We start from the raw sequence: 13,740 nt of genomic DNA, 5'->3' as shown, positions 1-13,740 counted from the left end.
GACCGCACTTTAAATTTTATCTAAAAAAGAGCGGTCTTTTTTTTACTTATTTTCAGCTTTATTGATTTAATACAAGTTTTCGACGTATAGCATTTGATCCCGATACATATTTTTGGTTATATCTCTCCTGGTTTTATTTTATTTTTTCTTTATCGGAGTTTATATGACTGATGAGTATCGCACTCTCCGCCATAATATTAATATGTTAGGGCGTTTTCTTGGAGAAACCATTAATGATGCACAAGGCGAAGACATTCTCACCTTAATTGAAAATGTTCGCCAATTGTCCAAACAATCTCGAGCGGGCGATAGCCAAGCGCGTAAAGCCTTGTTGGATACCCTTTCCACCATTTCAAATGAAAATATTATTCCCGTTGCGCGTGCATTTAGCCATTTTCTTAATCTGACGAATATCGCTGAACAATACCAAACGGTCTCTCGCCAACATAAAGATTTACAATCTTCTAATCGTTCATTAAGTGCTTTATTTCAACGTTTAAAAGCACAAAATGCCTCAAAAGAAGAGGTTTATAAAACTGTTGAAAACTTACTCATTGAGCTTGTATTAACTGCACACCCAACCGAAACTACACGTCGTTCTTTAGTCCATAAACATGTTGAGATCAATAAATGCTTAAGCAAATTAGAGCATGATGACTTAACACAGAAAGAACGCGGCATTATTAAACGTCTGTTGCTTCGTTTAATTGCTGAAGCTTGGCATACCAATGAAATCCGTACTGTTCGCCCTACGCCATTCGATGAAGCAAAATGGGGCTATGCTATGATTGAAAATAGCCTATGGCAAGGTGTACCTGAATTCTTACGTCAATTAAATGAACACGCTCGTGAATTCTTAGGCTACGATTTACCTGTAGGCTTACGTCCTGTCAGAATTTCTTCTTGGATGGGCGGTGACCGTGATGGTAACCCATTTGTTACTTCAAAAATCACCCAACAAGTCCTCTATCTTGCTCGTTGGAAAGCGGCGGATTTATTCTTAAATGACATCAAATCCCTTGCCGATGAATTATCCATGGTGAAATGCACGTCAGAATTTACCGCAAAATATGGTGAGCATTTAGAGCCTTACCGCTTTGTGGTCAAAGAACTTCGCGCAAAACTTATCGCGACCCTTGATTACTTTGATGATTGCATGGCTAATCGTCCACCACGCGTAAGCCAAGCGGATATCATTATGGAAGATAATCAACTTTGGGAACCTCTCTATGATTGCTATCAATCATTAATGGCGTGTGGCATGCGGATTATCGCCAATGGTTCACTATTAGATATTTTGCATCGTATTCGCTGTTTTGGGGTTACCCTTTCACAAATGGATATCCGCCAAGAAAGCACGCGTCATACAGATGCTATCGCAGAAATTACCCGTTATCTTGGTATTGGTGATTATGCACAATGGAGCGAAGCAGAAAAACAATCTTTCTTAGTGCGTGAATTAAATTCTCGCCGTCCATTAATTCCAACCCATTGGGAGCCGTCTGCAGAAACCCAAGAAATTTTAGAGACTTGCAAAGTCATTGCCCAACAAAAACAAGGCGTAATTGCTTGCTATATTATTTCAATGGCGAGAAGTACCTCTGATGTACTTGCCGTACATTTATTATTAAAAGAAGCGGGCGTGCCTTATCACATTCCTGTTGTACCACTTTTTGAAACCTTAGATGACTTAGATGTCTCTGAAGGTGTCATGCGTCAATTGTTTAATATTGGTTGGTATCGTGGCGTGATTAACAATCATCAAATGGTGATGATTGGTTATTCTGACTCGGCTAAAGATGCGGGAATGATGGCAGCTTCGTGGGCACAATATCGTGCGCAAGAAGCATTAGTCAATTTAACTGAAGAACTGGGTATTGAACTCACTTTATTCCATGGTCGTGGTGGTACAATCGGTCGTGGTGGTGCACCTGCACATGCGGCATTACTTTCTCAACCTCCACGTTCACTCAAAAATGGTTTACGTGTGACTGAACAAGGGGAAATGATCCGCTTTAAACTTGGTTTACCTGAAGTCGCAGTTGAAACCTTTGATCTTTACGCCAGTGCAATTTTAGAAGCAAACTTACTTCCACCACCAGAACCAAAAGCAGAATGGCGTGCTGTGATGGATGAGCTTTCCGCTACTTCATGTGACATTTACCGTAGTGTTGTTCGTGGTGATAAAGACTTCGTGCCTTATTTCCGCAGTGCTACACCAGAACAAGAACTGTCTAAACTGCCACTTGGATCTCGTCCTGCAAAACGTAATCCAAATGGTGGCGTAGAAAGCTTACGTGCCATTCCATGGATTTTTGCTTGGATGCAAAATCGTTTAATGTTGCCAGCATGGCTTGGTGCGGGTGCAGCAATTCAAAAAATTGTAGATGAAGGCAAAGGTCATATTATTGAAGAAATGTGTAAAGCGTGGCCATTCTTCTCTACTCGTGTGGGTATGTTAGAAATGGTGTTCAGTAAAACCGATACTTGGCTTTCTGAGCAATATGATCACAACTTAGTGAAAAAAGAGCTTTGGTACTTAGGTGAAAATCTGCGTAACCAACTGAATGCCGATATTAAAACCGTGCTTTCGCTTTCTCACAAAGATGAATTAATGGCAGACTTGCCATGGATCGCCGATTCTATTGCGTTACGTAATGTTTATACGGATCCACTCAATCTCCTTCAAGTGGAACTACTCCGTCGTTTCCGTGAATCGCCTGACAACCCAAGCCCTGATGTCGAACAAGCTCTGATGATTACCATCACAGGTATTGCCGCAGGTATGCGAAATACGGGCTAGTTACGGCAACGAAAAATAAGTGCAGTCAAAAATAATGATAAATTTGACCGCACTTTTTGTTTTCTATTTCTTGCGGTATCATACGCACAATTTACTTGATAAAGGAAAACCCAATGACAACTGATATTCAAAAACTTGATCCCGACGCAGCGATTGATCTTGCTTATGATATTTTCTTAGAGATGGCAGGCGAAAATCTCGATCCCGCTGATATTATGCTATTCAATCTGCAATTTGAAGATCGTGGTGCAGTCGAGTTTGTCGAAACAGCAGACGATTGGGAACAAGAAATTGGGGTGTTAATCGATCCTGACGCTTTTGCTGAAGTGTGGGTGGGTTTAGTGAATGAGAAAGATGAAATGGATGATGTGTTTGCGAAATTCTTAATTTCACACCGAGAAGAAGATCGTGAATTCCACGTTATTTGGAAAAAATAACTACCTTTCTCACACTATATCAATTTATAAACTAAAACCGGTTTAATTTTAAATTAAACCGGTTTTTGCTTAACAGATTCGTGGTAAAGGTTCGTTGCGTGGTAAGTCTAATAAACGACTTTGACCGAAAAGACCAACTGCTCTAACTTTGCCATCAGTGGTCACCTCACCAATTACGGCTGCGTTTTCACCTAATGGATGGCGACGAAGTGCGGTCAGAATTTCAGCTGTTTTTTCTTTATCTGCCACAATTACCAATTTGCCTTCATTAGCAAAATTCAACGCATCCAAACCGAGTAATTCGCAAATACCGCGTACTTCCTGACGAATTGGTAATACCGTTTCATCAATTTGAATCCCCACTTTCTGTGCCTGTGCAAATTCATGAAGTACCGCATTCACACCACCACGAGTCGCATCGCGTACAGCTTTCACCCCTTCAATCGGACGAATGCAATCAATAAGTGGTGCAAGCACAGCACAATCACTGCATAAATCCGTTTGAATACCGAGATTTTCACGTAAATTCAAAATGGTTGCACCATGATCCCCCAAAGTACCACTCACAATAATCTGATCGCCAGGCTGAATACGATGCACGCCCCAGTCGAGTCCGTTTGGAATCACACCAATACCGGCCGTATTGATAAACACTTTATCTATTGCGCCTTTTTGTACCACTTTGGTATCGCCCGTTACTACTTGAATACCGGCTGAATGGCAAGCTTTTGCCATTGATTGAATCAATTTTTTTAAAGTTTCTAGTGGTAAGCCTTCTTCCAAAATAAAGCCACAGGATAAATATTTTGGTACGGCACCGCATACCGCTACATCGTTAGCGGTACCGCATACAGCCAATTTGCCGATATCACCACCAGGGAAAAAAATCGGATCAATCACAAAGCTGTCAGTTGAAAAAGCTAATGTTCCGCCCAAAGTGTTCATTTCTTGTAACGCAATGCGAGCCTGATCTTCACCCTGTGAAAGTATCGGGTTATCAAATGCCTCGACAAAATAATCGCGAATCAACTCTTGCATGGTGGCACCGCCATTTCCGTGTGCCATCGTAATAAAATCAGTCATTGTTTTATTCCCGTCTGTATTGATAATAGGCCGCACATGCCCCTTCGGAAGACACCATCAATGCACCATAGGCATTGTCTGGATTACATTTTTTAGAAAATAATGGGCAATCCGCCGGCTTGCATTTACCGATTAATACATCACCGCAGCGAGAATCAGGATCATCCGCAACTTGATGTGGCTGACAAGCAAAATGGCCTTCTGCATCAAAGCATTGATAATCATCTGTCAATTCTACACCTGATTCTGCAATTTCGCCCAATCCACGCCATTCGCTGCTGGCTTTCAAGCGGAACACTTTACTGATTGCCTGTTGTGCTAACTCATTGCCATGTTGGTGTACGATACGTTTATACTGATTTTCCACTTCACAGCGTTTTTCAACAATCTGTGTCACCAACATTAAAATTGCTTGTAGGATATCTAAAGGCTCAAAACCAGTGATTACAAAAGGCTTATGGTAGGTATCACACAATTCCTGATAAGGTTCAGAACCAATCACCATGCTGACATGACCTGGCGCAAGGAAGCCGTCAATTTTGACTTGTCCTTGTGACAATAAGCTGTGTAATGTCGGGATGATGGTAATATTTTGGCATACCACAAAAAAGTTTTTTACCTGCTGTTTTTTCGCTTGTTGCAAGGTAATCGCGGCACTTGGCATGGTTGTTTCAAAACCAAGTGAAAAGAATACCACTTTTTTATCAGGATTATTTGATGCGATATTCAATGCATCGAGCGGTGAATAAACGATACGAACATCCGCGCCCTGTGCTTTGGCTTCTAATAATGAACCTAAACGTCCGCGTACTCGCATGGCATCACCGAAAGTACAGAAAATCACTTCTGGACGACGAGCAATCTCAATACAAACATCAATTCGCCCCATCGGTAAGACACATACTGGGCAGCCTGGACCATGAATAAATTCAATACTTTTCGGTAATAAACGATCAAGCCCAAATTTAAAAATAGTATGGGTATGTCCACCGCAGACTTCCATCAGATATAACGGATTTTCTGGCGTAAAGTGCGGTTGTTTTTCCATTATTTTTTGTAGTCTCTGCAACAGACTTTTTGCCAGTTCAGGATCACGAAATTCATCAACAAACTGCATTTGATGCTCCTATCGTTCTTGCACTTTTAACCAATCTAGCCACTGCTGTAATCCTTCTCCACTTTGAGAAGACAACTGGATAACCTCAATTGTCGGATTCACTTGTTTCGCATAAGCAATACATTTTTCCACATCGAAATTCAAGTAAGGCAGTAAATCCACTTTATTTAAAATCATTAACTTCGAGGCCGCAAACATATGTGGATATTTCAGCGGTTTATCTTCACCTTCTGTCACGGATAAAATCACCACTTTAGCGTGCTCGCCTAAATCAAACTCTGACGGACAAACTAGGTTTCCGACATTTTCAATAAACATCAGACTATTTTCCTGTGGCTGCAACTTCACCAATGCATTACCAATCATTTGTGCATCTAAGTGACAACCTTTACCTGTATTGACTTGAATTGCCGGCACACCGGTTTGACGAATTCGATCCGCATCGTTTTCTGTTTGTTGGTCGCCCTCAATCACATAACAAGGATAGTCATTTTTTAATGCGTTTAATGTGGTCGTCAACAAGGTTGTTTTGCCTGAGCCAGGACTTGAAACAAGATTAAGCGCCAAAATATGCTGATTCGCGAAAAAGCGACGATTCATATCGGCTAATTGATTGTTTGCACCGAGAATATCTTGTTCTACTTTCAGTAATCGTTGTTGCGTTTCTTCTTGTTGCGGCGTGTCTGACATGCGGAATGAGGAGTGAGAAAAATTAGGTAGTTTTGTCGCATGTTGCGCGTTGGAATCATTATGAACATGCGGTAATTCACCGATTCTGACTTGATCTGGATGGCCACAGCCACAGGTTGTACACATAAGTCACCTCAATAATTTTTCGTTTATTCTGTAAATACTTAGAATCTATGGTAATTCATGTGCGTTAGAATACCATATTCTCAATGTTAAATATATTCTTTGAAGAGGGATAAACGCATACTATCAATCAGTTAGCGTGTTTTATATTCAAAAGTCAGACGACATTCTAATCAATTAAAATACTATGCTATTTTACGGCGATTTCTTTCACTCTAAATTCTGTGCCGCTTCGACGTTGTAAACATGCACTGTGACAATGTGGACAGCAATCTTGATAAGCTTCAATCTCAACTTCCTTTTGACATTGCCAGCACCAAGCAATCGCAGGTAAATGAATGAAATGCAACTGGCAATTTTCAGCAACGGTATCTTTGCGCATAATTTCAAAGCAAAATTCTACCGCACTTTGCTCGACACAAGACAGCGCCCCAATTTCCAGCCAAATATCTGTTACTTCATGGATGTCATGCTTTTTCTGTTGCTGTTCAATAATTTCCATCATGTTCTGACAGAGGGACATTTCATGCATGATTTTCTCCTTAGGATAAAAAGCAGTATGTTTTAACTCTGCTCTTTTTACTATTCATTTTCTGCGTTTCAATATTTCACCCGTGTTGGCATATACTTTATTTCAACGGCACAAAATTAATGCCACTATGTTGCAACAAGGTATTCATTAAATCATTGTTTTGCTCAAAGTGACTACATTTGCCTTTGAGCTGAATTAAGCGAATTCGTAAGTGAGCCAATTCATGGATCCGTTTTGACACTTCTCGAATATGTCGATCTAGCAGCTCATTGATTTCTCGTTCCTGCTCTTGGGTAGCACATTGCGGATTCAGCAACATTTTGATTTCTTTTAACGAAATATCCAAACTACGGCAATAACAAATAAAAGAAAGTTGCTTCAAATGCTCTTCCGTATAAACACGGAAATTACCACTCGTTCGCTTGGCGGGTTCGATTAATCCTTGCTTTTCATAGAAACGTATGGCTTCCACCGTACAGCCAACGATATTGGCTAGTTGACCAATTTTCATTTTTATAAAATTACACTTGACTCTGAAGTTACTTCATATTTTATACTTTATCACAGTATTCACATGTTAGAAAAGGAGAACTTCTATGAAAAAAACAGCATTATTTATTACCGCACTATTCGGTGCTTCACTCGCTAATGCACATAATGTTTGGTTGGAGCCTGCTAAGGATGCAAAAGGGCAATATGTGGTTAAATTTGGTCATGAGGAAACTGAAACCTATCCTCAAAGCAAATTAAAAGCTGTGCGCCTACTTGATGCTAAGGGCCAATTACAGAATGCCACTGTGAACTTTAAAGAAGGCGAAGCACACTTTGCTGCACCTGATGCTGCCATCGCGTTTATTCGCTTTGATAATGGTGTTTGGTCAAAATTACCTAGCGGTAAATATGTCGAAAAAACCAAACAACAGGCACCTGAAGCAGTACGCAGTGTTAATCCGATCAAATTCGGTAAAGCGATTTTACACTGGGATGCTCAAGCAAATAAATCACACAACATGGATTATGAATTAATCCCTCAAAGTGAACCAAAAGCGGGACAACCACTCGATATTCTCGTGCTAGTAAAAGGTAAACCTGTACAAGGCATCAAAGTGGGTTTAGACGAAGATCACCCATTCAACTTAACCAATGAAAAAGGTATCGCACAATTCACCCCTAAAGCGGGTTATAACAAAGTTTGGGCTGAATTTGACGAGCCTGTTAAAGAAAACCCTGACTATACCGAACGCAGTGTTGAATATATGCTGACTTTTGATGCGAAGTAATGAAAAGAGTTGTATTTTTAACCGCACTTTTCACCTGGCTGTGCGCACCATCAGCATTGGCTCATAGTTTGCATGTTTTTGCACAATATGATGGACGCACAGTCTCTGGTAAAGCCTATTATTCCGATATGACCCCAGCGGCAGAAACCTATATGGAAATTTTGCAATCTGGACAGGACTCCCCTCTGTTGGAAGGCAAAACGGATCGCGATGGACAATTTTCCTATCCGATCAATCCCCCTACCGAAGGTGCCATTAAGGTTGTTATAGAAGGTGAAGAAGGACATAAAGCCTCAATTGTTGCTAACAGAGTATCCGCTCAAATCACAAATAATAGCGACAATTCGTTGATGTTGGTACGCGAAGATATCTCTAAGTTGAAAGACAAAATTTACCTACACGACATTATTGGTGGTATTGGTTATATTGTCGGTATTTTTGGCTTATGGGCATTAGTTCGTGCATCAAAAATGACGCGTGCATCACAATCTAAGGAAAGATAATATGCATTTATCGGAAGGTGTACTGCATACGCCAGTCTTACTTGGTGGTGCAGCTGTCGCATTAGTCTGCGTAATGATTGGTCTTAAACGACTCAATTCGCAGCAATTGCCGCTAACGGCATTGTTTGCCGCTGCCTTTTTTGTTGCGGGTACCATTCATGTACCGGTTGGTATTGGAAGCGTGCATCTCATCTTAAACGGCATGGCCGGTCTGTTTCTCGGCTGGGCTGTTTTCCCTGCATTTTTAATCGCATTGGTATTACAAGCCCTACTCTTTTCCTTCGGGGGATTTGCCGTATTAGGTGTCAATTTATGCGTAATGGCATTACCTGCCCTTCTTGTACATTGGCTATTTGCAAAAAGACTTGAAAATGACAATTCCCGTCGTACTCAAATTGCAGCAGGTATTGGTGCTGGTGTAATCGGTGTTGGTGGTGCTGCCTTGCTCGCTTCTTTAGTCTTGGCTCTAGATGGCGGTAAAGCCTACAGCGAGCTAATCATGCTACTGGTGATATCACATATTCCCGTATTTATTATCGACAGTATCGTCAGTGTCGGGGTGGTATTATTGTTAAACAAAATGTATCCAACAGCGCTCAGTGTGGTGAAATGAATTTTCTTACTTTTTTTCAACCGCACTTGCGATTAATTTATGTGTTTTTGTGTGGACTTATCGTCAGCACAATGACACATATTTCAACGCTTATTATCCTTAATCTGATCGTATTCAGCGGGTTACTTATTGCGCTAATACGTTATCAAAAATCCCTTGCCAGTTATTTCAAATATTGGCTGAAACTGAATTTCTTCACTTTGCTTGTTTGGTTGACCTTAAGTTGGAAAATCACTGAACAAGGCTTAGCATTGAATCCAATCGGTATTCAGCTCGCGCTACTCATCACGCTACGTTTCAATTTAATTTTAAGCTTAACCCGCCTCTTGTTAATTGATATGAACGATAGCCTTTTATTGCAAGCATTGTGTCACTTACCGTTGCCAGAAAAACTACTTCACCTATTCGTTCTGACCGTGCGTTATATTTCAGTACTTGGTGATGTACATAAAAAAATGGATATGGCGATGCGCGCGCGCGGATACCAGCCAAAACTTAACGGCAGAACCTTATTTATCGCCGCGCAACGTGTGGCATTATTATTAATTCATGCACTCGTTAAAGCAGAAAAAACAGAAATAGCGCTAAAAGCACGTGGCTTTCAGCTGCATGATGTTAAAAAAACACAGGATAAATCTTGATGAACGTCCTCGAAGTCAAACAATTACAGATCATGCGCGACCAACGCGTGATTATTGATAACCTTTCTTTTGAACTCCCCGAAGGTCATCGCCTTTTTTTACAAGGCGATATTGGTTGTGGAAAATCGACGCTATTACACTGCCTATTAGGGTTTATACCTTACCAACAAGGGGAAATTCGCTGGTTCGATAACACCTGCCGCCAAGAAAAAGATTTTGTACCGTTACGCGGAAAGATTGGTATCTGTTTCCAACATGCAGGCGATCAACTGTTTGGTCCAACCGTACTTGATGATGTAGCCTTTGGTCCACTTAATCAAGGATTAAACAGAGATGAAGCCTATCAAATTGCATTACAGCAGTTGGAACGTCTGAATATTGTTGGATTAAAAGATCGCTCTGTGAATACCTTATCTGGCGGTGAACAGAATTTTACTGCTCTGGCTGGCGTGCTAGCGATGCAGCCAAAAGTATTATTACTTGATGAGCCAACCAACGGACTGGATGTAAAAAACATCGCCAAATTGACCGAACTTTTACGTGAACTACAGTTACCGATGCTTATTGCCTCACATGATTTACGCTTTAGTGAAACACTCGCCGATTCCTGTTTGTCTTTAGCCACAGACAACAATGGCTAAATGTGCTCATAATCATGAGAAAATAATTGAATAAAAAACGGGCGAACAATTAAGTTCGCCCGTCATTCATTTATGACGCTAATCAAGCCACAAGTGCGGTTTCTTTTAAGCGATTTTTTAATTTCGCGTATTCAGTTACCACATAGCGTTCAGCCCAGGCTTGGTCTTCAATTTTCTCAATACGAACCGCACTGTATTTATATTCCGGTGTTCTAGAACCCGGATTCAAATGTTCAGCGGTTAATTCGTTACATTTACCGATCCACCATTGATAGGTCATATAACAAGCGCCTTTGTTGGTACGGGTGCTTACATCCGCGCGAGAAATCACTTTACCGCGTGATGATGCAATCCAAACCAAGTCGTTGTTTTTTATGCCTAATTCTTTGGCATCTTGATCGTTCATTTGTACGAATCCTGGTTCATCCGCAAGTGCAGCAAGTGCACGGCAGTTACCAGTCATTGAACGGCAGGAGTAGTGACCAACTTCACGTACGGTAGAAAGTACCAATGGGAATTCTTCTGAAAGATCTTCCATCGGTGGTTCCCAGTCACATGCAAAGAATTCAGCTTTGCCGTTCGGACGGTCGAAGATTTGGCCTTTATACAAATATTGCGTACCTTGATCTTCAGGACCTTCGTCAGTACATGGCCATTGGATATAGCCCATACCTTCCATTTTTTCGTAAGTTGCCCCTTTATAAAGCGGACAAAGATCACGCAACTCATCCCAAATTTCTTTGGTATTGTTATAGTGCATTGGGTAACCCATTGCCGTAGCAATTTCGCTAATGATCACCCAGTCATCCTTGACATCGCCGGTTGGTTCAACCGCTTTATAGAAACGTTGGAAACCACGGTCGGCAGCACTATACACCCCTTCATGTTCAGCACAAGAAGTCGCAGGTAATAAAATATCTGCTTCTGCTGCAGTTTGAGTCATGAAGATATCTTGAACGATAAGAAGCTCAACTTTCTCGAAGGCTTTTTTAACCGCATTAATATCAGGCTCAGTTTGTAATGTATCTTCACCCATGATATAGAATGCTTTAATTTTATCTTCCATGATCGCTTCAGGCACTTCACTCAACGGCACACCAGGTTTGGTTGGAATAGATGGCACGCCCCAAGCTTTCGCAAATTTTGCATTAATCTCTGGATTAGCAAAACTTTGATAGCCAGGTAATGTGTTGAATAACGCACCCATATCGCATGCACCCTGTACGTTGTTTTGACCACGTACTGGGTTCACCCCAACATTTGGTTTACCTAAGTTACCGGTAAGCATTGCCAAGCTTGCTAATGCACGTACGGTTTCTACACCTTGACGGAATTGGCAAACGCCCATACCCCATAAGATAGTAGCGGTTTCCGCTTTCGCATAAGTGCGGGCAATTTCACGCAACATTTCAGGTTCAATACCTGTGATGTGTTGAGTGGATTCCGGTGTATAAGCTTTCACGGTTTCATAGAACGCATCGAAGTTTTCGGTGTGTTCATCAATAAATTTTTGATCTTGTAATCCTTCTTCTAAAATCACATTCATCATCGCATTCAAGAATGCGACGTTAGACCCGTTAGCAAGCGGTGCATAAATATCCGCGATACGGGCTGTTTCGATTTTACGAGGGTCACAAACAATGATTTTCGCCCCTTTTGCTTTGGCGTGGTTAATCCGACGCGCCACAATAGGGTGTGAAGTGGAGGCATTATAGCCAAAAATAAATACGCATTTGGTATCTTCAATCTCAACAATTGAGTTGGACATTGCGCCGTTACCGACCGATTTGAGCAGACCTGTTACAGAAGGGCCGTGTCACACGCGCGCACAACAGTCAATGTTGTTATTTCCTAATACCGCACGGGCGAATTTTTGCATCACGAAGTTCACTTCGTTACCTGGTCCACGGGAAGAGCCCGTTACCATAATCGATTCGTTACCGTACTTTTCTTTGATTTCACTGAGACGTTTTGCTGTGTAAGAAATCGCTTCTTCCCAGCTCACTGGTGTGAATGGTTCGCCACGTTTGTAGCGGATCATCGGTTGAGTTAGGCGAGGAGTCAGGATTTTTGTATCATGCACAAAATCCCAGCCATAATATCCTTTTAGGCATAACTCCCCTTCGTTTGTCTTGCCGTTTGCACCTTCAGCTCCCACAATTTTGTTGTTTTCCACCAAAAGATGGATTTTACAACCTGAGGCACAATACGGACATACGGTAATTACTTTTTTAATAGCCATAGTAACGTCCTTATTTTAGATACAACACGAGGTTAGAGATAGAATTAGAATAATTAATTCTGGGTATATATTACACCCAAAATCAGTTTATAGTCTTACAAAAAACATGGATTTATTGATATAAAACAGGTTTTCGTAATATTTTTAAAATATGTTTAGAAAATCACCCTCACTTTTTTACAAAACAGGAATCTCTTCAAGCGATCTTCCCTCTTTTAAAAAATCATACATAAATTGCACAGACTCTTTTACGCTTTCTGTCATTGGAAAACCAAAGGAAACCAGATCGGGTTGAAGCCCCACGAAAACAATTTGTTTAATATCTTGTTCCAGTTGTTCAATGAGGTAATTGAGCGGCATATTATGCGTACTCATGAAAAACATTTCAGCAATGCTCTCTTTTTCAATGATTCGGATTTTACCGGGCGCTAACTCCATATCAGCTGCATCGAAAATTAAAAGCAAATCAGGTTTCATGTCACGCACGATATGGGCAACATTTTCCGGTGCTGAACCTCCATCAAGTGCGGTCCAATTTGGCAATGGATTTTCACTCAATAATTGATAGAGATAAGGCCCTGCGCCATCATCACCCATCATGCTGTTGCCAACGGTTAAGATCACATTATTCGTCACGACGTTTCACCATAATATACATCACTGGTTCACGCTGAATCGATGCTAACGTATCCATCAGAATTTCGACCCACTCTTGATGTTCTGGGGTGAAATTGGCTTTATTTTCATCCATCGCTTTCGCCAATAAATTGACATGGCTTGAATCGATCACAATTTCACCGAATCGCATTAAGCCCGCAAATTTACGTTTAGCATCCCCTTCTGGAAAGCTATCTACAAAATGTTGATAAGCATCGTAGTCACAAACCAGTAATTTTTTAAAACAATCAATTACGCCAACATGGTGACCAATCGCCAAAGAGTAATACATCACCTGTTTTGCTTGCTCTGGCACTTGTTCATCGTTTTCGACGAAACGTTCGTTTAATAAATAGAAAAAGACTTTCGTTGTCATAA

The 13,740-nt window shown here is 41.0% G+C and carries 15 protein-coding genes; 7 read left to right on the top strand and 8 right to left on the bottom strand.

Annotated elements, in window-relative coordinates; all coding sequences use genetic code 11:
* Nucleotides 1-163 precede the first annotated feature (163 nt).
* Together ppc and QP437_RS02990 are read left to right on the top strand one after the other, a co-directional pair.
* On the top strand, nucleotides 164-2,803 hold the full coding sequence (gene ppc, locus QP437_RS02995) for a phosphoenolpyruvate carboxylase (protein WP_285266901.1): 2,640 nt from the start codon (nucleotides 164-166) through the stop codon (nucleotides 2,801-2,803).
* Between the two features lie 113 nt (nucleotides 2,804-2,916).
* Entirely contained in the window at nucleotides 2,917-3,240 is a 324-nt protein-coding gene (locus QP437_RS02990) for an HI1450 family dsDNA-mimic protein (RefSeq protein WP_049357433.1), read from the top strand.
* A gap of 69 nt (nucleotides 3,241-3,309) precedes the next feature.
* Here QP437_RS02990 and hypE read toward each other — a convergent pair whose 3' ends face one another.
* From hypE to QP437_RS02965, 5 genes are all read right to left on the bottom strand, one after another.
* On the bottom strand, nucleotides 3,310-4,323 hold the full coding sequence (hypE, locus tag QP437_RS02985; protein ID WP_111315571.1) for a hydrogenase expression/formation protein HypE: 1,014 nt from the start codon (nucleotides 4,321-4,323) through the stop codon (nucleotides 3,310-3,312).
* 4 nt (nucleotides 4,324-4,327) lie between these two features.
* Complete coding sequence (gene hypD / locus QP437_RS02980) at nucleotides 4,328-5,440, bottom strand: hydrogenase formation protein HypD (RefSeq protein ID WP_285266900.1); 1,113 nt, start codon at nucleotides 5,438-5,440, stop codon at nucleotides 4,328-4,330.
* A gap of 9 nt (nucleotides 5,441-5,449) precedes the next feature.
* Entirely contained in the window at nucleotides 5,450-6,256 is an 807-nt protein-coding gene (gene hypB / locus QP437_RS02975) for a hydrogenase nickel incorporation protein HypB (protein ID WP_285266899.1), read from the bottom strand.
* 187 nt (nucleotides 6,257-6,443) lie between these two features.
* A complete protein-coding gene (hypA, locus tag QP437_RS02970) occupies nucleotides 6,444-6,785 on the bottom strand; it encodes a hydrogenase maturation nickel metallochaperone HypA (RefSeq protein WP_014065487.1) in 342 nt (113 codons plus the stop codon).
* Nucleotides 6,786-6,882: 97 nt separating this feature from the next.
* Entirely contained in the window at nucleotides 6,883-7,296 is a 414-nt protein-coding gene (locus tag QP437_RS02965) for a MerR family transcriptional regulator (protein ID WP_285266898.1), read from the bottom strand.
* Between the two features lie 85 nt (nucleotides 7,297-7,381).
* Between QP437_RS02965 and QP437_RS02960 the strand changes: the two genes are divergently transcribed.
* Genes QP437_RS02960 through QP437_RS02940 form a run of 5 tightly spaced genes read left to right on the top strand, consistent with a single transcriptional unit; the run spans nucleotide 7,382 to nucleotide 10,463 of the window.
* Nucleotides 7,382-8,065 (top strand): DUF4198 domain-containing protein, encoded by a 684-nt coding sequence (locus QP437_RS02960; RefSeq protein ID WP_285266897.1) that lies wholly within the window; start codon nucleotides 7,382-7,384, stop codon nucleotides 8,063-8,065.
* Nucleotides 8,065-8,568, top strand: coding sequence for a carboxypeptidase regulatory-like domain-containing protein (locus tag QP437_RS02955; RefSeq protein ID WP_285266896.1), 504 nt, complete (start codon nucleotides 8,065-8,067; stop codon nucleotides 8,566-8,568). The genes QP437_RS02960 and QP437_RS02955 overlap by 1 nt, the downstream gene beginning before the upstream one ends.
* A 1-nt stretch (nucleotide 8,569) precedes the next feature.
* A complete protein-coding gene (gene cbiM, locus QP437_RS02950; RefSeq protein WP_285266895.1) occupies nucleotides 8,570-9,181 on the top strand; it encodes a cobalt transporter CbiM in 612 nt (203 codons plus the stop codon).
* Complete coding sequence (locus tag QP437_RS02945; RefSeq protein WP_285266894.1) at nucleotides 9,178-9,822, top strand: energy-coupling factor transporter transmembrane protein EcfT; 645 nt, start codon at nucleotides 9,178-9,180, stop codon at nucleotides 9,820-9,822. The genes cbiM and QP437_RS02945 overlap by 4 nt, the downstream gene beginning before the upstream one ends.
* Nucleotides 9,822-10,463, top strand: a complete 642-nt coding sequence (locus QP437_RS02940) for an energy-coupling factor ABC transporter ATP-binding protein (RefSeq protein WP_285266925.1) — start codon at nucleotides 9,822-9,824, stop codon at nucleotides 10,461-10,463. The genes QP437_RS02945 and QP437_RS02940 overlap by 1 nt, the downstream gene beginning before the upstream one ends.
* A gap of 82 nt (nucleotides 10,464-10,545) precedes the next feature.
* Here QP437_RS02940 and fdhF read toward each other — a convergent pair whose 3' ends face one another.
* From fdhF to QP437_RS02925, 3 genes are all read right to left on the bottom strand, one after another.
* Nucleotides 10,546-12,699, bottom strand: a complete 2,154-nt coding sequence (gene fdhF / locus QP437_RS02935; protein ID WP_269474995.1) for a formate dehydrogenase subunit alpha — start codon at nucleotides 12,697-12,699, stop codon at nucleotides 10,546-10,548.
* Between the two features lie 183 nt (nucleotides 12,700-12,882).
* The gene (gene hycI / locus QP437_RS02930; RefSeq protein ID WP_005696264.1) at nucleotides 12,883-13,341 is read right to left on the bottom strand and encodes a hydrogenase maturation peptidase HycI; all 459 of its coding nucleotides are present in this window, start codon (nucleotides 13,339-13,341) and stop codon (nucleotides 12,883-12,885) included.
* Nucleotides 13,331-13,738, bottom strand: coding sequence for a formate hydrogenlyase maturation HycH family protein (locus QP437_RS02925; protein WP_265469703.1), 408 nt, complete (start codon nucleotides 13,736-13,738; stop codon nucleotides 13,331-13,333). The genes hycI and QP437_RS02925 overlap by 11 nt, the downstream gene beginning before the upstream one ends.
* Between the last annotated feature and the right edge of the window lie 2 nt (nucleotides 13,739-13,740).

Origin of the sequence: Haemophilus sp. UMB1048, assembly GCF_030218125.1 — a bacterium.
Classification (GTDB): domain Bacteria; phylum Pseudomonadota; class Gammaproteobacteria; order Enterobacterales; family Pasteurellaceae; genus Haemophilus_D.
This window is presented reverse-complemented; position numbering and strand designations above follow the sequence as displayed.

Bases quoted from the DNA above. Each gene is read 5' to 3' on its own strand.
- hypE (WP_111315571.1), bottom strand. From the start codon at position 4,323: ATGACTGATTTTATTACGATGGCACACGGAAATGGCGGTGCCACCATG.
- QP437_RS02990 (WP_049357433.1), top strand. From the start codon at position 2,917: ATGACAACTGATATTCAAAAACTTGATCCCGACGCAGCGATTGATCTT.
- cbiM (WP_285266895.1), top strand. From the start codon at position 8,570: ATGCATTTATCGGAAGGTGTACTGCATACGCCAGTCTTACTTGGTGGT.
- QP437_RS02945 (WP_285266894.1), top strand. From the start codon at position 9,178: ATGAATTTTCTTACTTTTTTTCAACCGCACTTGCGATTAATTTATGTG.
- QP437_RS02955 (WP_285266896.1), top strand. From the start codon at position 8,065: ATGAAAAGAGTTGTATTTTTAACCGCACTTTTCACCTGGCTGTGCGCA.
- hypD (WP_285266900.1), bottom strand. From the start codon at position 5,440: ATGCAGTTTGTTGATGAATTTCGTGATCCTGAACTGGCAAAAAGTCTG.
- ppc (WP_285266901.1), top strand. From the start codon at position 164: ATGACTGATGAGTATCGCACTCTCCGCCATAATATTAATATGTTAGGG.
- QP437_RS02960 (WP_285266897.1), top strand. From the start codon at position 7,382: ATGAAAAAAACAGCATTATTTATTACCGCACTATTCGGTGCTTCACTC.
- hypB (WP_285266899.1), bottom strand. From the start codon at position 6,256: ATGTGTACAACCTGTGGCTGTGGCCATCCAGATCAAGTCAGAATCGGT.
- QP437_RS02925 (WP_265469703.1), bottom strand. From the start codon at position 13,738: ATGACAACGAAAGTCTTTTTCTATTTATTAAACGAACGTTTCGTCGAA.
- QP437_RS02940 (WP_285266925.1), top strand. From the start codon at position 9,822: ATGAACGTCCTCGAAGTCAAACAATTACAGATCATGCGCGACCAACGC.
- QP437_RS02965 (WP_285266898.1), bottom strand. From the start codon at position 7,296: ATGAAAATTGGTCAACTAGCCAATATCGTTGGCTGTACGGTGGAAGCC.
- hypA (WP_014065487.1), bottom strand. From the start codon at position 6,785: ATGCATGAAATGTCCCTCTGTCAGAACATGATGGAAATTATTGAACAG.